Source organism: Rhizobium sp. Pop5, from assembly GCF_024721175.1.
Lineage (GTDB): Bacteria > Pseudomonadota > Alphaproteobacteria > Rhizobiales > Rhizobiaceae > Rhizobium.
On the sequence record NZ_CP099401.1, the window covers coordinates 396278 to 417421 of the forward strand.

General features: G+C 62.1%; 17 protein-coding genes and 1 riboswitch. Of the genes, 11 read left to right on the forward strand and 6 right to left on the reverse strand.

The window, feature by feature from the left end; translation table 11 throughout:
- Nucleotides 1–42: 42 nt before the first annotated feature.
- Nucleotides 43–175: riboswitch (TPP riboswitch) on the reverse strand.
- Nucleotides 176–259: 84 nt separating this feature from the next.
- From NE852_RS27605 to NE852_RS27615, 3 genes are all read right to left on the reverse strand, one after another.
- A complete protein-coding gene (locus NE852_RS27605; protein WP_128623572.1) occupies nt 260–502 on the reverse strand; it encodes a hypothetical protein in 243 nt (80 codons plus the stop codon).
- Nucleotides 503–686: 184 nt separating this feature from the next.
- Nucleotides 687–1271, reverse strand: coding sequence for a cysteine hydrolase family protein (locus tag NE852_RS27610; RefSeq protein ID WP_008529949.1), 585 nt, complete (start codon nt 1269–1271; stop codon nt 687–689).
- A gap of 73 nt (nt 1272–1344) precedes the next feature.
- Nucleotides 1345–3732 carry a bifunctional diguanylate cyclase/phosphodiesterase gene (locus tag NE852_RS27615; RefSeq protein WP_205621961.1) on the reverse strand — a complete coding sequence of 796 codons (2388 nt, stop codon included), beginning with the start codon at nt 3730–3732 and terminating at the stop codon, nt 1345–1347.
- A 106-nt stretch (nt 3733–3838) separates the two neighbouring features.
- Between NE852_RS27615 and NE852_RS27620 the strand changes: the two genes are divergently transcribed.
- A complete protein-coding gene (locus NE852_RS27620; protein ID WP_008529952.1) occupies nt 3839–4645 on the forward strand; it encodes a transporter substrate-binding domain-containing protein in 807 nt (268 codons plus the stop codon).
- A gap of 76 nt (nt 4646–4721) precedes the next feature.
- Here NE852_RS27620 and fdhA read toward each other — a convergent pair whose 3' ends face one another.
- A complete protein-coding gene (gene fdhA, locus NE852_RS27625) occupies nt 4722–5912 on the reverse strand; it encodes a formaldehyde dehydrogenase, glutathione-independent (RefSeq protein ID WP_258156883.1) in 1191 nt (396 codons plus the stop codon).
- A gap of 568 nt (nt 5913–6480) precedes the next feature.
- Nucleotides 6481–7386 carry a DMT family transporter gene (locus NE852_RS27630; RefSeq protein WP_037172543.1) on the reverse strand — a complete coding sequence of 302 codons (906 nt, stop codon included), beginning with the start codon at nt 7384–7386 and terminating at the stop codon, nt 6481–6483.
- 113 nt (nt 7387–7499) lie between these two features.
- Between NE852_RS27630 and NE852_RS27635 the strand changes: the two genes are divergently transcribed.
- Nucleotides 7500–8375: a LysR substrate-binding domain-containing protein gene (locus NE852_RS27635; protein ID WP_308821760.1), complete on the forward strand. Its 876-nt coding sequence runs from the start codon at nt 7500–7502 to the stop codon at nt 8373–8375.
- On the opposite strand, the gene NE852_RS27640 is transcribed toward NE852_RS27635, so the two are convergent.
- A complete protein-coding gene (locus tag NE852_RS27640) occupies nt 8350–9348 on the reverse strand; it encodes a GlxA family transcriptional regulator (RefSeq protein ID WP_258156963.1) in 999 nt (332 codons plus the stop codon). The two genes, NE852_RS27635 and NE852_RS27640, sit on opposite strands and share 26 nt — an antisense overlap.
- Before the next feature lie 98 nt (nt 9349–9446).
- Between NE852_RS27640 and NE852_RS27645 the strand changes: the two genes are divergently transcribed.
- From NE852_RS27645 to NE852_RS27685, 9 genes are all read left to right on the forward strand, one after another.
- A complete protein-coding gene (locus NE852_RS27645) occupies nt 9447–10349 on the forward strand; it encodes a 3-keto-5-aminohexanoate cleavage protein (protein WP_037172551.1) in 903 nt (300 codons plus the stop codon).
- Between the two features lie 7 nt (nt 10350–10356).
- Nucleotides 10357–11847 (forward strand): carnitine 3-dehydrogenase, encoded by a 1491-nt coding sequence (locus NE852_RS27650; RefSeq protein ID WP_008529962.1) that lies wholly within the window; start codon nt 10357–10359, stop codon nt 11845–11847.
- A 10-nt stretch (nt 11848–11857) separates the two neighbouring features.
- Entirely contained in the window at nt 11858–13018 is a 1161-nt protein-coding gene (locus NE852_RS27655) for an acyl-CoA dehydrogenase family protein (protein ID WP_008529963.1), read from the forward strand.
- Nucleotides 13019–13022: 4 nt separating this feature from the next.
- Nucleotides 13023–15077: an acetate--CoA ligase family protein gene (locus NE852_RS27660; RefSeq protein WP_258156885.1), complete on the forward strand. Its 2055-nt coding sequence runs from the start codon at nt 13023–13025 to the stop codon at nt 15075–15077.
- 6 nt (nt 15078–15083) lie between these two features.
- Nucleotides 15084–15866 (forward strand): carnitinyl-CoA dehydratase, encoded by a 783-nt coding sequence (locus NE852_RS27665; protein ID WP_008529969.1) that lies wholly within the window; start codon nt 15084–15086, stop codon nt 15864–15866.
- A gap of 120 nt (nt 15867–15986) precedes the next feature.
- Nucleotides 15987–17576: an ABC transporter substrate-binding protein gene (locus tag NE852_RS27670; RefSeq protein WP_008529971.1), complete on the forward strand. Its 1590-nt coding sequence runs from the start codon at nt 15987–15989 to the stop codon at nt 17574–17576.
- 95 nt (nt 17577–17671) lie between these two features.
- Nucleotides 17672–18679: an ABC transporter permease gene (locus NE852_RS27675; RefSeq protein ID WP_008529973.1), complete on the forward strand. Its 1008-nt coding sequence runs from the start codon at nt 17672–17674 to the stop codon at nt 18677–18679.
- Nucleotides 18676–19503 (forward strand): ABC transporter permease, encoded by an 828-nt coding sequence (locus NE852_RS27680; RefSeq protein ID WP_008529974.1) that lies wholly within the window; start codon nt 18676–18678, stop codon nt 19501–19503. Before NE852_RS27675 ends, NE852_RS27680 begins: the two co-directional genes overlap by 4 nt.
- The gene (locus NE852_RS27685) at nt 19496–21127 is read left to right on the forward strand and encodes an ABC transporter ATP-binding protein (protein WP_008529975.1); all 1632 of its coding nucleotides are present in this window, start codon (nt 19496–19498) and stop codon (nt 21125–21127) included. Before NE852_RS27680 ends, NE852_RS27685 begins: the two co-directional genes overlap by 8 nt.
- Nucleotides 21128–21144 lie beyond the last annotated feature (17 nt).

A 21144-nucleotide genomic window follows, 5' to 3' on the forward strand; every position in this document is an offset into this window, starting at 1 on the left:
TGGAAAGACGCCGGCCCGGATTCGAAAATCGAATCCAATGCCTTTCGAGCGCTTGCACCGTCCCTACGCCAGTATGAACTGGATCAGGTTCAACGGGTCACTGCGCCCACAATCGGCAAAGCCGTATTGCCTAGCAGTATCTCAGCCCCTTGCCGGGACCCCCCTGGTGAATGCTGCGGAGGCTACGTCCTCGGCCGAGTTCATGTCAACCCTGGAACTGAGGCGTAACGTGATGAAGTCAGGCGCGATCCGGGTGGTCCTACCGCCACTTGCGAGCATCCGCGCTATCCTGACAGCCATATGGCGGCAAGGCGTTAGCGAACGTGGCATGCAGCGTGACGCATCCCCATTCATTGATCGGGCCGGGCATGCGGCTGTTCAACTCGATGCCGACCTCATCATAGGGACTTTCCGCATTGGTGACATAGCGGTACCAGCGGAAGCCAATCACCACGGCCAGGACAATGACGACAGTCAGCAATAATTGAATGGCTCGACGCATATATTCCCCCTTAAAATCAATAGTATCGGGTTTGCCGCCTCTTCGTGGAGACCGGATCTCCTGCCTTCCTAGTGAGTGGCGCTGACGCACACAAGATGACCGTGCGCTCGGCAGCAAGCTTCGATCCGGTTATGCCGCGGAAATCTTCGGCGCGCCGCGGATCGCATCGTGCCGGTGGGTGTGCTCAGCCGACACCGCTCAGAAATTCCTCGGTCTTCATGAGATCGAGCTGCACGGAGAACCGATCGTGGAGAAGTTCCAGCGATGCGTCATAGGTATCGTCGGCGCTGCTGCAGACGGCGTCCTTCAGCACGATGACGCGATAGGCAAGATCGATCGCGCCGAGCGTCGTGGCAAGCACGCAGACATCGGTCTCACCGCCAGTGATGACGAGCGTGTCGACCCGCTCGGACTGAAGGATCGTGTGAAGGCGCCCGTCGACCCAGGGTGAATAAGTGCGTTTGTCGAAATGCCTTGCCGGCGGAACCAGCGGCGCCAGCGGTGAAGCCAGCTCGACGAGGTCGCGCGGCAGATGTTCACCTGTCATCATCCACCATTTCCGGTAATAGTCCCGCCATTTCCCCGGCATGTCGTCCGCATGCTGGGGTGGCATGAAGCGCGTGAAGATCGTCCGGGACGGGTGCCTGCCGGCGAGTTCAGCGATCTGCGGAGAGACCCGCGCCATCCAGGGAACGTGCCAAGGCGTATCTTCGGCGAACATCCGCTGCATGTCGACGCAAAGGTGCCGCCACTCACCGATCTCGCCCATCGCCTCCTCCGCTGACCTCCGGCGCTAACCGTGGCCTGGGACGAAAGTTCCCCACCGGAGGAAGGCAACACCCTCACGCGATAGCTTTTGGAACGATCCTGACTAGCCCGGCCGCGCCCTCGGGCTGCCGGAAACAATGGAGTTCGCAAAGCGGGACGGGCTTCGAAAAGAAATAGCCCTGGAGGTCGGTGCAGCCCAGCGCCGTCAGAAAGTCGCGTTGATATTCTGTCTCGACCCCTTCGGCCGTCGTCGAGATCCCGAGGTTGCGGCTGAGCGCGACCATGGCGCCGATGATGGCTGCCCCATTGGCTTTGGAGCCGAGCAGCGAGACGAAAGATCGATCGATCTTGATCCTGTCGATATCGAAGCGCATCAGGTGGCTGAGGCACGAATAGCCGGTTCCGAAATCGTCGAGCGAAATCTGAACGCCCCGGCTCCTTAGCGACTTCAGCACCGTGTAGACGTCGGAGTTGTCCTCGATCAGCGAGGACTCGGTGAGCTCGAGTTCAAGCCGGGATGGCGCCAACCCGGTCTCCTGAAGCACGGCGAAGACTTCCTCGGCAAAATTTGGTCTCCTCAACTGGGAGGGGGAGACGTTGACGGCGACGAAACCATTCTCAGGCCAATTGCAGGCGGCCTTGCAGGCCTCACGCAGCACCCAGAAACCGAGCGCGTCGATGAGGCCGCCCTCCTCGGCGACAGGGATGAAGCTTGCAGGCGTCAGCAGCCCGCGTTGGCTGTGGCGCCAACGCACGAGCGCCTCGGCACCCGACGCCCGATATCCGTTCTCCGCGCGATGTATCGTCTGATAATGGACTTCCAGCGATCCGAAATCCGGCCTGTTTGCGATCGGATCGGGTTGGGTGCCGTGAGCGGAAGCCACCCCTTTGGCCAGAACTTCCCGCAATTCGTTCTTGAGAATGTCGCGTGCGTTCCTGCCGCCGTCCATGGATGGGGAATAGGCCCGCCATTCGCCTCTTCCGCCAACCTTCGCCTCGTAAAGCGCGACGTCGGCATAGCGCATGATGTCGTCCGCGTTCCGCCCGGAATCCGGCACGACGGTCACGCCTACCGAGCCACCGACCCGCGCGACCGCTTCGCCCTTCAAAAGCGGGAAGGGCTTCGCGAGTTCGGCAACGATCGCCTCGCATATTGCCGGCAGAATTTGATCGTCGTCGATATCCCGGAGAAGCAAGGCAAACTCATCCCCTCCAAGCCGGGCAAGCGTGTCACCGGGACGAAGAAGCGATCGGACCCGCTCGGCCGCCATCCTGATCAGTTCATCGCCGGCGGCATGGCCGAACGTGTCGTTCACAGCCTTGAACCGGTCGAGGTCAAGAAGCGCGACGGCGAAGCGCTCGACCGAATCTTGCGTATCGGCCAGGCATTCGTCGAAGCGCATCGCAAACATTGCGCGATTGGGAAGGCCGGTCAGCACATCGTGCAGGGCAAGCTGCCTGGCATGAAGCTCGCTCTTCTTCAGATCGCCGAGACTGCTGCGCAAGCGCACGAGCAAGACCGAGAACAGGACCGCGATCACCAAGGCGGCAATGGATAACGCCGGCATCAGCCGGCCGATCACCCTCGAGCCCGGAAGGTCGGGCCGCCAGACGATGAAGCCGATCGGTTCGCCGTTTGACGTCGCGTCGATTTGAAACGCAACCTCGTTTTCGTCGGCATCTGCGGTGCGCGCGAAGCGTGCGCCATTGAGGCCCTGCTGCCGGCTCAATTCGTCCAGTGCCGCGCCATCGATAAACCGCACGACGATCAGGAATTGCCGCGTGGGCTGATCTTGTCCCTGCGGAGCTTCGTTGATGGCCACGACTCCGACGATCGTCGGACGACCTTCCAGCCGCATCAGATTGGCCAGGGCACGGTTGGGACGCGCCGCGTTCGCAAGGCGGTTTTCCATTGAGGACGGTGTTCGTTCATTGGAAATCGCGCCTTGGTTAACCGCAAGGCGGGCATCCTGAAGGAGCGGCAAAAGGAGAGGCTTCATCCAGCGATAGCGCTTTTCCGTTTGGGCGTCCGCCATCATCAGCAGGTGAGCCTGCTCATCGACCACAAAAGCCTGATCGTAGCCGAAAGCGGACATTGCGGTCTGGCTGATCGCGCTTCCTGTCGCCGTCGTCAGAACCATATCGAGGCTGGACGAAACTCCGGCCGCCCGGGAGGCCGGATGGACGCGGGCGAGATAGCCGTTGCCGAACTGGCCTATGACATGGGCTACCTGCGTGACCTGCTCTCGCAGGCGCGCATTGACCAGCTGGCGTTGGCGGTCGAGGGCCGCCGCGTCGCTCTCCGTTCCCGCCCACAAAGCCGAGAGCACGACCAGTCCGATTGCGCCGAGCCCGCTGACGGCGATGAGAAAGAGAATTCTGCCCGAAGCTATCCAGGATTGCTGAAACGTATCGGAACTGGGAGGACGAACGATGTGCAAGCGTAGACCCCTGAACACCACGGGAAGCGGGCGCCGTCACCGACAGTAACAAGGAAGCGTTCACGTAGAATTAAAAGCTAAGGCGCACTATTGGCGAGATCGATGACGCACGAAGGAGTTCCCGACGATGCTGCGCATGTCCATTCAATCTATGTTGCGCGGAACGCTGATGGCGGGCGGCGTGGGTATCCTTTTAGCTGCGGTCTTACCGCTCCCGGTGGCCGCGCAGGATCCGACCCCCATGAGAATTGCTGTTGAGGGCGCATTTCCGCCCTTCAACTACCTTGATGCGAACAACAAGCTTCAGGGCTTCGACATCGACGTTGCCAATGCCCTTTGCGAAGTGGGCAAATTCGAGTGCCAGTTCATCATCGAGAAGTGGGACGATATGATCCCGGATCTCATTGCCAGCAAATACGACGCAATCATCTCATCCATGTCGATGAGCCTTGAGCGGCGCCAGAAGGTTGCTTTCACTGAGAAATACTACAACAGTCCGTCAGTATTCATCGCTCGCAAGGATTCGCCGATCAGCGATATCAGCCCTGCCGCCCTGAGTGGAAAAATCCTCGGGGTGACGTCGTCGACGGCGCAGGAATCCTACGCCAAGCATTTTTATCCCGATATGAAGAAGACGGTTTTCCGGTCGTCGCCGGAATTGTACAAGGGGCTGTCGGACGGAAGGGTCGACATTATCCTTGAAGACAAGCTTGCGATCTACGACTGGATTGCGAACACGAAGGCAGGAACCTGCTGTGAGTTCAAGGGACCGGATCTGGTCGATGTGACCTATTTTGGCGAGGGCGCCGGAATTGCGCTGCGCCCGGATGATGGCGAGCGTCTGGCGCGCCTGAACGCCGCCTTGAAGACGATCAAGGAAGACGGGACTTATGACATGATCAACGCGAAATATTTCCCGTTCAGCATTGAGTAGCCGCCGACCGTATTTTGGTGTGATCGATGCAAGATGGCCGGCTCTTGTCCGGCCATCTCTGTTTCGGTCCTGAAGGTCAGGCGGCTTTCGCCACGTCTCCATGCGGGTCGAGGACGAATTTCGTCGCCGCTCCGTGGTCGAAGCTCTCATAGCCCTGGACGGCATCGTCGAGCGGGATGACCTTGGCGTTGACGATATCAGCGATCGGCAGCCGGTCGTGGAGGATCGCCTGCATGAGCTGGCGATTGTATTTCAGCACCGGCGTCTGGCCGGTGTGGAAGGACTGGGCCTTGGCCCAGCCGAGGCCGAAGCGGAGCGAGAGGTTGCCGTGCTTGGCGGCATTGTCGACAGCGCCCGGATCTTCCGTCACGTAGAGGCCAGGGATACCGATCGAACCGGCGGCGCGGGTGATCTCCATCATCTGGTTGAGCACGATCGCCGGCTGTTCGCCGCCCGAATGCCCCCTCGCCTCGAAACCGACCGCGTCGATGGCACTGTCCACCTCGTTGGTGCCGACGACCTGAGCGATCATGTCGCCAAGGCGATCGCTCTGGGACAGGTCGATCGGCTCGAAGCCGACCTTCGCCGCGTGTGCGAGACGATCCTTATTGAAATCGCCGATCATGACGACCGCAGCGCCGAGGATGCGAGCCGAAGCCGCAGCCGCAAGACCCACAGGACCGGCGCCGGCGACATAAACGGTCGATCCGACCCCGACGCCCGCGCGCACCGCGCCATGGAAGCCGGTGGGCAGGATGTCGGAGAGCATGGTTAGATCGCGGATCTTCGCCATGGCCTTGTCCCGATCCGGGATCTTCAGCAGGTTGAAATCTGCGTAAGGAATGGTGACGTAACGCGCCTGTCCGCCGATCCAGCCGCCCATGTCGACATAGCCGTAAGCGCCGCCGGCGCGGGACGGGTTTACCGTCAGGCAGACGCCGGTATCCTGGGATTTGCAGCAGCGGCAACGGCCGCAGGCGACGTTGAAGGGAACCGAGACGATATCGCCGACTTCGAGCATCTCGACGTCGATACCCTTCTCGATGATTTCGCCGGTGATTTCATGGCCGAGGATCAGACCCGGCATCGCCGTCGTGCGGCCGCGGACCATGTGCTGGTCGGAACCGCAGATATTGGTCGATATCACCTTCAGGATGACGCCGTGCTCGATGCGGCGGCCATCAGGCGCCTCCAGCTTCGGATCGTCGATATCGCGAACCTCGACCTTGCCCGGCCGGAGATAGACGACGCCTCTATTCTTGCTCATGGATTCCTCCCATTTGTTTGATGCCTCGAACTGCAACCGATGCAGTCGACGGCAATCTTTTCCTCCGGTCTGCCTCCTTTGCAGGCCGGTATTCACAACGCCGCACCGGGCGACATTCGAATTTCGCAGATAGGCAGCACAGGCTGGATGGGGGAGAGAGTGACACGATAGGTTGGTCTGTCGTTCCGCTCGCCATCGTCCGCCGCAGTCCGCAGATCTGCCGCGCAAAGAGCTGTTTTCGGGCTCCAGAACCTCCTTTCGATCCATCTCGGCACCTTTCCGGATGTCTTTCCGGCGATCTCCGTCAGGATTGAGTTGTTCTACCTCTGCGGGACGGCACCGGCGTCAGACCGGTCTCCCAATGGTTCAAGTCGCCAACTCGCGAGGCGGCGCCTAGAACATCACAAACAAACCACGCCGGGCGGAAAACAGCGCCCGAAAAAACGACATGGGCGCAACTCAAAGACGACAGTCGGCGAAGTCGCGGCGGGTTACTGCCCGAAAGAAAGATTTGCTTCCCGGAATAGGGCGGTTTTCCGGACCGTTTCAAAGATTTGATCGTGGGGCCTTAGCCGTCGTACGACCGGCGGCTGCGCTTGGCATCGAGTGCCGTGTGCCAGAACACGGCGCCGAGAATGATCGCTCCGCCGAAATAGGTGGCGACGGGCGGCTGTTCGGAAAACAGCAGCCAGACCCAGAAGGGTGTCAGCACGATTTCCATCGTGCCGATCAATGCGGCTTCCGCCGGCGGCATTCGCTTCGCCCCTGCAAGGAAGAGCACCAGCGCCAGCGAGAAATTGGTCGCGCCGAAGGCGGCAAGGACGAGCCAGTTGTGCAGATCGAGCGAGCCGACCGAACCGAAGGGCGCGAAGATGACAAGGGTCAGGAAGGCGCTGACGACAGTCGGCGGCAAGCTGGGTACGCCGGGGCTGATGCGCGGGATGATGATGACGAGCGCGAAGGACGCGGTCATGCCGAGCGCCAGGAGATCGCCCCAGCCGGTGCCGCCGCCGATCGATGAAGCGACGATGACGCCGACGCCGAAGAGGGAAACGGCGCCGGCGATCAGCGTCCGCCTGGCGACCCTCTCTCCGAGGATGAGCCAGCCGAACAAGGCCGCGATAAAGGGCGTCGTCGCATAGATCATCGTCACATTGGCGACGGTGGTCATGTAGAGCGCCCCGATGAAGCATCCCTGACTGAACGTCTGGCACGCGATCATCGCAAGTCCTGACGGATGGAAGACGGATCGCCATTGCCGCCGCGAGATACCCCCTTCGAGGAAAAGGCAGGGGATCAGCAGAAACAGGCCTCCGAACAACGACCGCCATGCGATCGCCGTCCATACGTCGGTGGTCAGGAGCCGCGAATAAACACCGCTCGCGCTCCAGGCAAGGGTCGCGGCAATGATGAGAAGCACACCCTTCTCGTGCTCGCTGCCTGCGAGGTCTCTGGCCGGATTTTCAATGGTCACGCTGATAGTCTCAAAGAAGGAAGTCGAACGCCGCCCATTTCTGCGCCAGCAATTGACATTAGACAAACGAATAGTAGAGATAGCTCCCATCGATTTTTTCTATGGCATATCTCATGCATGAGCCGATCGAGAGCGACCTTCTGAGAACCTTTCTGGTCGTCGCCGAGACGTCGAACTTCTCAGCGGCCGCGCAGCGTATCGGGCGCACGCAATCGGCCATCAGCACCCAGATCAAGAGGCTCGAGGCGGCGATCGGCGAGCCCCTCTTCGAGCGTGGCGCCCGCGGCGTGCAACTGACACGCCAGGGCATACAGCTCGTGCCCTATGCCCGCAGGGTGATCGATCTCCTGAACGAGGCCGCCGCAACGATCCGCAGCAAGCCCCTCGACGGGCCGGTACGCATCGGAATTCCGGAGGAATACAGCCAGACGGTTCTGCCGGCAGCGCTTGCGGCTTTCGCCGTGCGCCACCCGGCAGTCGAGGTCACCGTGTCCTGCGACTACACGGCCCGCAATATTGCCGCTTTGGAGCGGGACGAGCTCGATCTTGCGGTTGTGTTTGACTGGAGCGACCAGAGAAAAGGCGAGGTTCTGTGTGTCGATCCGACCGTCTGGGTCACATCCATGGTCCACCGTCTGCACGACTTGGATCCCCTGCCCGTCGCGACCTATCGCAATTCCACCTGGGCCCGCGATTTTGCACTCCGGTCGCTGGAGCAGATCGGCCGCAGCTACCGAATCGCCTTCATCGCCGATACCGGGTCGGGGTTGAAGAACGCCCTGACCGCCGGCCTTGCCGTCACCACGCTTTCCCGCAGCAGCATCCCGCCCGGCTGCCGGGAACTGACCGCCGAGGACGGGTTTCCGCCGGTCGACTCCTCGAAGGTCGTGCTCCGGCGCAACACCTTCCGCTCCAGCGAGGCTGTGCGGGAACTTGCCGAGATGCTTCGGGAGGCGTTCCAGCCTATGGCAGTGCCTCCGATGGCGTGATGCGGCGGCGCAGGCGGCGGCGCGTCTCGGATGGACTCTCGGAAAAACTCGCCCGGTAGCTTCTCGCAAAGGCAGAAGCCGAATTGAAGCCGGTCGCCGCCGCGATGTCGGCGAAGGAGGCCGTCGTCTCGATCACCTTGCGCCGCGCCGCGTTCAGGCGCAGGGCGAGATAATGCACATGCGGCGGTGCGCCGATGCTCTGCTGGAAAAGATCCTGCAGATGCCGGGCGCTGACGCCAACCCTGCGGGCGAGCCGCGTGAGGATCAGGGGCTGCTCGATATGCTCCTCCATCAGATGCACCGCCTGCGTCACCCGGGGATCATGCATGCGAAGTCCCGCCGAGGCTGCGGAAAGCGGCTCGTCGGCATGAAAGGAAGGCTGCTCGTAACGGAACAGGCGGCTGACCTCGAGCGCCAGCGAATAACCCTGCCGCTGCCTGATGATCTCAAGCATCAGGTCCACCGTCGGAAGCGAGCCCGAGGTCGTCAGCCGCTTGGCGTCGATCACGAAGCGATCCTTGACGGCCCCCACCTCAGGATAGGCGAGCGCAAAATCCTCATAATCCTCCCAGTGGACGGTCGCCGGCAACCCGTCGAGCAAGCTCGCCTCGGCAAGCAACCACGTCCCGGATTCAATGCCGGCGATCACCGTACGGTAGCGGGCGGCCTGCGAAAGCTGCATCTTGAGCGCTGGCGTGGCGCTACCGCGCCAATTGTAACTGGCAAGCACGAAAAGCGGCCTTTCCTCGGTCGTCGCCCGGAAGATTCCTTCGGTCGGAATGGCGATATGGCTGGTAGTCGGCACCGGCGCCCCGTCCGGCGTCAGCAGCCGCCAGCGATAGAGTTCGCTCCCGGAAATACGGTTGGCGCCGCGCAGTGGCTCGATAACCGACGCGATCAGGATCAGGTTCGTATCCGGCAGGACGAGAAGATCGATATCGAGCCGTTCGGTCGATCGCTGCAGCAAGGTCACCTCCATCAGTTCCGATAATGTATCAACGGCTTCTGAAAATGCAAAGCATCGCTGCCCTTACTGTCGCGTAATGGGGACAAGACGGGGAGAACAAAATCATGCCTCTAGCGATGAACCGCGATGTCTTCATCACCTGCGCCGTGACCGGCGCCGGTGATACGGTCTCAAAATCCAGCCACGTGCCGATCACTCCCAAGCAGATTGCCCAATCCGCGATCGATGCGGCAAAGGCCGGCGCGGCGGTCGTTCACTGCCATGTCCGCGATCCGGAAACGGGTGCTGCCAGCCGCCGCAACGATCTCTACAGGGAAGTCACCGACCGTATCCGCTCGGCGGATGTCGATGTCGTCCTCAATCTGACTGCCGGCATGGGTGGCGACCTGATTTTCGGGAATGTCGAAAGTCCCCTTCCCCTTAACCCGAAGGGCACGGATATGGCGGGCGCCACCGAGCGTGTCAGCCATGTCGCCGAATGCCTGCCGGAGATCTGCACGCTCGACTGCGGCACGATGAACTTCAATCTCGGCGACTATGTCATGACCAATACGCCGGCCATGCTGCGGGCGATGGCGAAGAAGATGACTGATCTCGGCGTGCGGCCGGAGATCGAGGCCTTCGACACCGGCCATCTCTGGTTCGCCAAGCAGCTCGCCGAAGAAGACCTGATCGAAGACCCGGTGCTGATCCAGCTCTGCATGGGCATTCCATGGGGCGCACCCGACGATCTCAATACATTCATGGCGATGGTCAACAATGTGCCTGCGAGCTGGACCTTTTCGGCCTTCTCGATTGGCCGCAACGCCATGGCCTATCCGGCGGCGGCGGTTCTCGCCGGCGGCAACGTGCGTGTCGGCCTGGAGGACAATCTCTTCGTCGGCAAGGGCCAGCTCGCCACCAATGCGCAGCTCGTCGAAAAGGCCGTGCAGGTGGTGGAAGGCATGGGCGCGCGGATCATCGGTCCGGAAGAGGTCCGCAAGAAACTCAAACTGACGAAGCGCTGAGGACGGCATGACAGGGATCAGCAAAGCAGCTTGTATCGGCGGCGGCGTCATCGGCGGCGGATGGATCGCCCGTTTCCTGCTCGCCGGCATCGACGTCGATGTGTTCGATCCGCATCCGGAGGCGGACCGCATCGTCGGCGAAGTGATTGCCAATGCCGAAAAAGCCTATGCCATGCTGACCGGCGCGCCGTTGCCGCCGCGCGGCAGGCTGCGCTTCTGCAAGACATTGGAGGAGGCTGTCGCCGGCGCCGACTGGATCCAGGAAAGCGTGCCGGAGCGGCTCGAACTCAAGCGCGGGGTGCTGACCCAAATCGATGCCGCGGCACGTCCCGACGCTCTGATCGGCTCTTCCACCTCTGGCCTGCTGCCGACCGATCTGCAGCGGGACATGAAACATCCCGAGCGCCTCTTCGTCGCTCATCCCTACAATCCCGTCTATCTCTTGCCGCTCGTCGAAATCGTTGCCGGCGACAAGACATCGGCGACGACCATCCAGGCGGCGATGGACAGACTGCCGCCGATCGGGATGAAGGGCGTCCATATCGCCAAGGAGATCGAGGCCTTCGTCGGCGATCGGCTGCTCGAAGCGCTCTGGCGCGAGGCCCTTTGGCTGATCCATGACGATATCTGCACCGTCGAGACGCTCGATGACGTCATCCGCTACTCCTTCGGCCTGCGCTGGGCGCAGATGGGCCTGTTCCAGACTTATCGTATCGCCGGCGGCGAGGCCGGGATGCGCCATTTCCTTGCGCAATTCGGCCCATGCCTCGCCTGGCCCTGGACCAAGCTCACGGATGTCGTCGATCTCGATGATGCATTGATCGAAAAGATCGGCCGGCAATCCGACGAACAGGCGGCGGGTCTTTCGATCCGTGAGCTCGAACGTATCCGCGACGAAAATCTCGTTGGCATTCTCCAGTCCCTCAAGGGCGGCGATAGCGGCAAAGGTTGGGGCGCCGGCAAGCTCTTGAAGGATTTCGAGCAATCGCTCTGGGCGAAGGGCGGCAGTGCGCCGGCTTCCACCGATCTTTCGAAGCCGCTAAAGCTCATCGAAACGAAGGTGAGCCCTGCCTGGGTCGACTATAACGGCCACATGACCGAACACCGCTACCTCCAGGTCTTCGGCGATACGTCGGATGCGTTGCTGCGTCTTGTCGGCGTCGACCTTGCCTATGTCGAGGCGGGCCACAGTTACTACACGGTCGAAAGCCACATCCGCCATCTCGGCGAGGCAAAGCTTGGGCAGGCGATCCATTCGACCTGCCGGGTTCTGGCCGCCGACGACAAACGGCTGCATGTCTTCCACACCCTGTACGCTACAGCGACGGGCGAGGCGCTCGCCACCGCCGAGCACCTGCTGCTGCATGTCGACAGCAAGGCGGGCAAGGCGACACCGGCGCCGGCCGCCGTGCTCGACAAGGTCAAGTCGATCGTCGCGGCTCATTCGGAATTGCCGCTGCCGGAAGGCGCCGGCCGTCACGTCGGCCAGAGGCGATAGGAGGAGCGACATGGATTTCGGTCTCAGCGCAGAACAGGAAATGATCGTCGACACGGTTCGCGCCTTCGTCGAAACCGAAATCTATCCGCATGAAAAAGAGGTCGAGCGCACTGGCATCGTCCCGCCGGAACTCGGGCGCGAGATCCAGCGCAAATGCATCGATCTCGGCTTCTACGCCTGCAATTTCCCGGAAGAGATCGGCGGGGCCGGTCTCGATCATCTTACCTTCACGCTGGTCGAGCGGGAGCTTGGACGTGGCTCGCTGGGCCTGACGGTTTTCTTCGGCCGGCCCTCCGGCATCCTGATGGCCTGTGAGGGCGAGCAGCGTCAGCGTTACCTCCTGCCCGCGGTGCGCGGCGAGAAGATCGACGCGCTCGCGATCACCGAGCCGGATGCCGGCTCCGACATGCGCGGTATGAAATGCGCCGCCCGCCGCGACGGCGGCGACTTCGTGCTCAACGGCACGAAACATTTCATCTCGCATGCCGATGTCGCCGATTTCGTCATCGTCTTTGCCGCAACCGGCGAGGAAGAGACGCCGAAAGGCGTCAAGAAGAAGATTACTGCCTTCCTGGTGGATCGAGGCACACCGGGCTTCGACATCCTCAAGGGCTACGATTCCGTTTCGCACCGCGGCTACCACAACTCAACTCTCAGCTTCGAAAATTGCCGCATTCCCGAAGCCCAGGTGCTGGGCGAGGTGCATCGCGGTTTCGATATCGCCAACCAATGGCTTTACGGCACGCGGCTGACGGTTGCCGCCACCTGCGTCGGCCGGGCGCGTCGCGTCTTCGACCTGGCGCTCCCCTATGCCGCCGAGCGCAAGCAGTTTGGGAAGCCGATCGGCGCCAATCAGGGCGTTTCCTTCAAGCTTGCCGACATGATCACTGAGATCGACGCGGCCGACTGGCTGACGCTTGCCGCCGCCTGGCAGGTCGACGCCGGCCGGCCCGCAGACCGGCAGATCGCCTCTGCCAAGCTCTACGCCTCGGAAATGCTCGCCCGCGTCACGGATGAGGCGATCCAGATTTTCGGGGGCATGGGCCTGATGGACGACCTGCCGCTCGCCCGCTTCTGGCGCGATGCGCGCGTCGAGCGCATCTGGGATGGCACCTCCGAGATCCAGCGGCATATCATCAGCCGCGATCTGCTTCGGCCCTTGGGAGCGTGAGCCGATGACCTCAAGCCCGCTCGACCGCCTGCTCAGACCGCAAACGATCGCCGTCTTCGGCGGCCGCGAGGCGCGCAGGGTGGTTGAGCAGTGCGACCGCATGGGCTTTTCAGGCGAGATCTGGCCGGTCCATCCGAAACTCGATGAGGTGCTTGGGCGACGCTGCTATCGCTCCCTCTCGGATCTGCCTGCGGCACCGGACGCCGCCTTCATCGGCGTCAACAGAACGCTCACCGTCGACGTCGTGCGCGGCCTTTCACGGGCCGGTGCCGGCGGGGCGGTCTGTTATGCCTCAGGCTTCAGCGAGGCGACTGCGGAACTTGCCGATGGCGCCGAGCTGCAGCAAGCCCTTGTGGAGGCGGCCGGCGACATGCCGATCCTCGGGCCCAACTGTTACGGGCTGATCAATGGTCTCGACGGCGCGCTGTTATGGCCCGATCAGCACGGCATGCAGCGGATCGAACGCGGTGTTGCGATCCTAACCCAGTCCTCCAATATCGCGCTCAATCTGACCATGCAGACCCGTGGGCTGCCGATCGCCTATGTAGTGACGGCTGGCAACCAGGCGCAGACATCGCTTGCCGATGTCGCCTGCGCGCTGATGGAGGACCCGCGTGTGACGGCGGTCGGCCTTCATGTCGAAGGGTTCGGCGATCTTGCCGCCCTCGAACGCCTTGCCACCATCGCCCGCCGGTCGAAGAAGCCTGTGGTCGTGCTGAAAGTCGGCAGGTCGGAACAGGCAAAACACGCGGCCGTGTCGCATACCGCGTCGCTTGCCGGCAGCGATGCCGTCGCTGATGCCGTCCTTGCCCGCCTCGGTCTCGGTCGTGTCCAGACCCTGCCGGCGCTTCTGGAAACCTTGAAGCTCCTGCATATTGCCGGTCCGCTTGCAAACCATTCGATCTCGTCCATGAGCTGTTCCGGCGGCGAGGCTTCGCTGATGGCGGATGCCGCCGTCGGCCGCAAGGTGGAGTTCCCCGTTCTGCAGCCGCCGCTATTGCCGCGTCTTCGGCGGGTGCTAGGCGAGATGGTGGCGCTTTCCAATCCGCTCGACTACCACACCTTCGTCTGGGGCGATCTCGCCGGTCAGACCGAAGCCTTCAGCGCCATGTTCGAGGGCGGTTACGCGCTCAATCTCGTGGTCCTCGATTTTCCCCGCAGCGACCGATGCGAGGCATCCGAATGGATGACGACCGTGGACGCGGTCGTTGCCGCCGCCTCCGCGACCGGTGCGCTGGCCGGCGTGCTTGCGACCCTTCCGGAAAACATGCCGGAGCCGGTCTCCGGTCGTCTGATGGCAAAGGGCGTGGTCGCCTTCTCCGGTATCGACGAAGCCATAACCGCGGCGGAAGTCGCCGCCGGGATCGGCGAGGCCTGGGGTCGTCCGCCTCCCCTGCCCCTGCTTAACGTCATCCCTCTTGATGGCGAGCTCGAGACGCTGACGGAAGCTGATGCGAAGATCGAGCTTGTTGCCTGCGGCCTCCCTGTTCCCTGGGGGCTGCAGGCTTTTTCTCCTGGTGAAGCCGCCGCGCAGGCGGAACGGCTCGGTTTCCCTGTCGTGCTGAAGGGGCTCGGTATCGCACACAAGACCGAGGCCGGGGCCGTCGTGCTCAACCTCAGGGACCGGGAAGCAGTGTGGAATGCGGCGGCGGCCATGGCCACTGATGCCGGCTATCTCGTCGAGAAGATGATCGGGCCGCCGGTTGCCGAGCTCATTGTCGGTGCCATCCGTGACCCTGTCTTCGGACTGTCGCTTACCTTGGGAGCGGGCGGAATTTTCGTCGAACTGCTCGACGATTCCGTCATCCTGTCGCTTCCGGCGACGAAAGCCGATATTCGCGCGGCGATTTCGCGGCTCAAAATTGCAAAATTGATCCATGGTTATCGCGGCCGGCCGAAAGGCGATCTCGAAGCCACGGTCGACGCTGTCGCAGCTGCGGCAGAATATGTCGTAATGAATGCGGTGTGCCTGGAGGAACTGGACATTAATCCCCTGATGGTTCTTCCCGAAGAGCGCGGTGTTGCGGCAGTTGATGCTCTCATACGGCGAAGGAGGTAACATAGGTTGAGCGACCACATTCGCACACGACGTGACGGCGCAGTGCTTGAAGTCGTTATCGACCGGCCGAAGGCGAATGCCATCGACCTTGCGACCAGCCGTGACATGGGATTGATCTTCCGGGATTTTCGCGACGACCCCGAATTGCGCGTCGCCATCGTCACGGGTTCGGGCGAGAAGTTTTTCTGCGCCGGATGGGATTTGAAGGCGGCCGCCGCTGGCGATGCCGTCGACGGTGACTACGGCCTAGGCGGTTTCGGCGGGCTGCAGGAGCTGCGTGACCTCAACAAGCCCGTCATTTGTGCGGTCAACGGCATCTGCTGCGGCGGCGGGCTGGAGATCGCGCTTTCGACCGATCTGATCATCGCGGCCGAGCATGCGACCTTCGCCCTGCCGGAAATCCGTTCGGGCACGGTCGCCGATGCCGCATCGATCAAGCTGCCGAAGCGCATCCCCTATCACATCGCGATGGACATGCTTTTGACGGGACGCTGGCTCGATGTTCACGAGGCGCATCGCTGGGGCTTCGTCAATGAGGTTCTACCGGCCGACCGGCTGATGGAAAGAGCCTGGGAGCTTGCCCGTTTACTCGAAAGCGGGCCGCCGCTCGTCTATGCGGCGATCAAGGAAATCGTGCGCGAAGCGGAAGGTTCTACGTTCCAGACTGCCATGAACAAAATCACCAAGCGGCAGTTTGCGACAGTCGACCGGCTCTATTCGAGCGAAGACCAATTGGAAGGCGCCCGGGCGTTCGCCGAGAAGCGAAGCCCCATTTGGAAAGGACGATAAGGAGGCGGCAGCAACCGCAATGTTTTCCCGCATGATGCGGGCACCGGAGGTGGAGAGGAAACCGCCTGCGGAACCCCGCCCGGAAGTTCTGTCAACGCACCACAAAGAAGGAACTGGGGAATGAACGACTACACCAAATATCTCGCAAGCCGCGTCACCGCTGGCGGGCTCAGCCGCCGCGAATTCATGGGACGCGCCATGGCGGCCGGCATCACACTTGCCGTCGCCGACAAGCTCTTCACCGAAAGTGCGCAAGCCGCTGAACCGAAGCGCGGCGGCCATCTGAAGCTCGGCCTCGAAGGCGGTGCCGCCACCGATTCCAAGGACCCGGCGAAATTCCTGTCGCAGTTCATGTTCTGCGTCGGCCGCTGCTGGGGCGACATGCTGGTCGAATCCGACCCGCTGACGGGTGCCGCCGTGCCGGCGCTCGCCGAATCCTGGGAGCCCTCGAAAGACGCGGTGACCTGGACCTTCAAGATCCGCAAGGGCGTCAAGTTCCACGACGGCAAGGAACTGACGATCGACGACGTCGTCGCCACGCTGAAGCGCCACACCGATAAGAAGTCGGAATCCGGCGCGCTCGGCGTCCTCGGCTCGATCAAGGAGATCAAGGCCGACGGCGGCAACCTCGTGCTGACGCTCAGCGAAGGCAATGCGGACATGCCGCTGCTGCTGTCGGACTACCATCTGGTCATCCAGCCGAATGGCGGCGTTGACGATCCCTTGGCCTCGATCGGCACCGGTCCCTATAAGCTGGCGAGCTTCGAGGCCGGCGTCCGCGCCACCTTCGAGAAGAACAAGGACGACTGGCGCACCGACCGGGGTTACGTCGATTCGATCGAGATCATCGGCATGAACGATGCGACCGCCCGCATCGCGGCACTCTCATCCGGCCAGGTGCACTATATCAACCGCGTCGACCCGAAGACGGTCAGCCTCTTGAAACGCGCACCCAATGTCGAGATCCTCTCGACCGCCGGTCGCGGCCACTACGTCTTCATCATGCATTGCGACAAGGCGCCGTTCGACAATAACGACCTGCGCCTGGCGCTCAAATACGCCATGGACCGCGAGACCATGGTGCAGAAGATCCTCGGCGGTTACGGCAAAGTCGGCAACGACTTCCCGATCAACGCCACCTATGCGCTCTTCCCCGAGGGCATCGAGCAGCGCGTTTACGATCCCGACAAGGCAGCCTTCCACTACAAAAAGTCGGGGCATAGCGGCTCGGTCCTCCTGCGCACATCGGAAGTCGCCTTTCCCGGCGCCGTCGATGCGGCTGTCCTTTATCAGGAAAGCTGCAAGAAGGCCGGCATCGAGATCGAGGTCAAGCGCGAACCGGGTGACGGTTACTGGACCAATGTCTGGAACGTCCAGCCCTTCTCGACTTCCTATTGGGGTGGCCGCCCGACGCAGGACCAGATGTATTCCACCGCCTATCTCTCGACGGCGGACTGGAACGACACCCGCTTCAAGCGTCCCGACTTCGACAAGCTGCTTCTGCAGGCCCGCGCCGAACTGGATGAAGCCAAGCGCAAGGAGATGTACCGCACTATGGCGATGACGGTGCGCGACGAGGGCGGCGTGATCCTGCCGATGTTCAACGACTTCGTGAACGCCTCCACCAAGCAGGTGAAGGGTTATGTCCACGATATCGGCAACGACATGTCGAACGGCTACGTTGCAACGCGCGTCTGGCTGGACGCCTAGCGGCAAAGGGCGCACGCTCTTCCGATCTCCTAAGAAACCGGGACCGTGGGATGAAACCCGCGGTCCTCCCGACGTTTCAGCGCTAGGTCCTCGCTATGACCAACCCTGCCCCAAGCAATATCCTGCCCGGCCTCCGGTTCCGGCAGCGTTTTCCGCTGCTGGCCCTCATCCTCGAGCGTTTCGTGCTCAGCATTGTCCTGCTTTTTGCCGTCTCCATCCTGATCTTCGGCGGACTGGAAGCCCTCCCCGGCGATTTTGCCACCACGTATCTCGGCCAGTCGGCGACGCCGCAGGCCGTCGCCAATATCCGTCAGGATCTCGGGCTCAATCGCCCGGTCACGACGCGCTATGTCGAATGGCTCGGCAACGCCGTCCAGGGCGATTTCGGCACCTCCTGGGCCAGCAAGAATTCGGTCAGCGAGCAAATAGGCAAGCGCCTCGGCAATTCGCTCTTCCTGGCGGGTTTTGCGGCTGTGATTTCGGTGCCGCTCGCCATCGGGCTCGGCATGGTGTCGGTGCACTTCCGCAACCGTATGCCCGACAAGATCATCAACGTGATCTCGCTGGCGGCGATCTCGCTGCCGGAATTCTTCATCGGTTATCTGCTGATCCTCTTCTTCGCGGTGAAGTTCGGCATGGCGACCTTTCCGGCGACCGTCTATGACAGCATGGGTTTCGTCGAGCGGTTGAAGGCGATCGCGCTGCCAACGGCGACCCTCGTGCTGGTCGTGCTCGCGCACATGATGCGCATGACGCGCGCGGCGATCCTCTCCGTCATGTCGTCGGCCTATATGGAGACCGCGGAGTTGAAGGGCCTCAGCGCTTTCCGTTCGATCGTCAAGCATGCCGCTCCCAATGCGCTGGCGCCGATCATCAATGTCGTCGCGTTGAACCTCGCCTATCTCGTGGTCGGCGTCGTCGTCGTCGAGGTCGTCTTCGTCTATCCCGGCATGGGGCAATATATGGTCGATGCGGTGACGGTTCGCGATATGCCCGTCGTGCAGGCCTGCGGCCTTATCTTCGCGGCCGTTTACATCTTCCTCAACATGACGGCCGATATCCTCGCGATCATCGCCAATCCCCGGCTGAGGCATCCACGATGAGATTGAGAGACATCCCCATCACCGCCTGGATCGGCATGATCGGCATCGCCATCGCCTTCATCTTCGCCCTCTTTGCGCCCTGGATCGCCCCCTATGGCGAAACCCAGGTCGTCGGCGATGTCTGGGCGCCTGCCGACGCCAATTACGTCTTCGGTCTCGACAATCTCGGCCGCGACATCCTCTCGCGCCTGATCTTCGGCGCGCGCACGACGCTGCTCGTCGCCTCCGCCGCCACCATCATCTCCTTCTCGCTCGGCATCATCCTCAGCTTCACCGCCGCCGTCTCGCGTGGCCTCATCGACACCGTCCTCTCACGCTTCAACGATCTGATGATGTCGATCCCGACGCTGATTTTTGCGCTGGTGGTGCTGGCGGTGCTGCCACAGAATATGATCGTTCTCATCCTTGTGATGGCGATCCTGGATTCCACCCGCGTCTACCGTCTCGGTCGCGCCGTGGCGCTGGATGTCGCGGTGATGGAATTCGTCGAGGCGGCGAAGCTGCGCGGCGAAGGCAAGCTCTGGATCATCTTCCGTGAAATCCTGCCGAACACGCTGTCGCCGCTGCTCGCCGAGTTCGGGCTGCGTTTCGCCTTCTCGATCCTCTTCCTCTCGACCCTGTCTTTCCTCGGCCTCGGCATCCAGCCGCCGGCGGCCGATTGGGGCGGCATGGTCAAGGACAACAAGGACGGCATCATCTTCGGCATATCGGCCGCACTGGTGCCAGGCTCGGCGATCGCGGCCCTTGCCGTCTGCGTCAACCTCGTCGTCGACTGGCTCCTGAAACGCACATCCAGCCTCAAGGGAGGGCGCGGCGATGCCTGAGCTTCTTTCCGTTCGCAATCTGAAGATCGAGGCGACCAGTTACCCGCCGGGCGAGCCGCCGAAGCGCGTGACGATCGTCGACGGGGTTTCCTTCGATCTCCAGAAGGGCAAGGTCCTCGGCCTGATCGGGGAATCGGGTGCCGGCAAATCGACGATCGGCCTTTCAGCACTCGCCTATGGCCGTGGCGGCGCCGAAATCACCGGCGGCGAGGTGCGGCTCGACGGCGCCGATATTCTGGCGCTCGGCAAGAACGGCATCCGCAAAATCCGCGGCGCGCGGGTCTGCTATGTCGCACAATCGGCGGCGGCTGCCTTCAACCCGGCGCATAGGCTCGGCGACCAGGTGATCGAAGCGTCGGTCAAGCATGGGCTGATGGACAGGGAGGAGGCGCGCAAGCGGGCGCTTTATCTGTTTCGCGTCCTCGGCCTGCCCAATCCAGAGACCTTCGGCGAGCGTTTTGCCCATCAGGTTTCCGGCGGCCAGCTGCAGCGGGCGATGACGGCGATGGCGCTCTGCTCCAACCCGGAATTGATCGTCTTCGACGAACCGACGACGGCGCTCGACGTGACCACGCAGATCGACGTGCTGGCGGCAATCAAACATGCGATCGAAGAAACCCATACGGCCGCTCTCTATATCACCCATGACCTTGCCGTCGTCGCGCAGATCTCGGACGACATCATGGTCCTGCGCCATGGCAGGCAGGTCGAATATGGCAGCGTTCAGCAGATCATCGAGGCGCCCCGGCAAGACTATACGCGCGCGCTCGTCAATGTCAGGCAAGCCTATCGCGCGGAAGCCGCCGACCAGTCCGCGGCCCTTCTCAAAATAGAAAACGTCAGCGCCGAATATTCCAACGGCTTTAAGGTGCTGCACGATGTCTCGCTGCATGTGCCGAAGGGGCAGACGCTTGCCGTCGTCGGCGAATCCGGTTCCGGAAAATCGAGCCTGGCGCGCGCTATTACCGGCCTTTTGCCGCCGAGCAGCGGGCGTATCGTCTTCGACGGCAAACCGCTGATGCCCGATCTCAAGAGCCGGCCGAACGATGATCTGAGACGCATCCAGCTGATCTACCAGATGGCCGATACGGCGATGAACCCGCGCCAGACGGTGCGCGACATCATCGGCCGTCCGCTGACCTTCTATTACGGCTTGAGAGGTGCGGGGAAGACGGCCAGGGTGAAGGAATTGCTCGACCAGATCGAAATGGGCAACGGTTTCATCGATCGTTACCCGGCCGAACTGTCGGGTGGCCAGAAACAGCGCGTGGCGATCGCCAGAGCCCTTGCCGCCAAGCCCGAGCTCATCCTCTGCGACGAACCGACCTCGGCGCTCGATCCGCTGGTGGCGGAAGGTATCCTGAAGCTGCTGCTGCGCCTGCAGGAGGAGGAACAGCTTTCCTATGTTTTCATCACTCACGATATCGCGATCGTTCGGGCGATCGCCGACAGCGTCTCGGTGATGCATCGCGGCAGGCTGGTGCGCTTCGGGCCGAAATCGAAGGCACTGTCGCCGCCCTTTGACGACTACACCGATCTGCTGTTGAAATCGGTGCCGGAAATGGAAATCGGTTGGCTGGAACGCGTGCTCGCCACGCGGCGCATGGAAAGCGCCGGCAACTGAATGGGTATCGAGGAGTG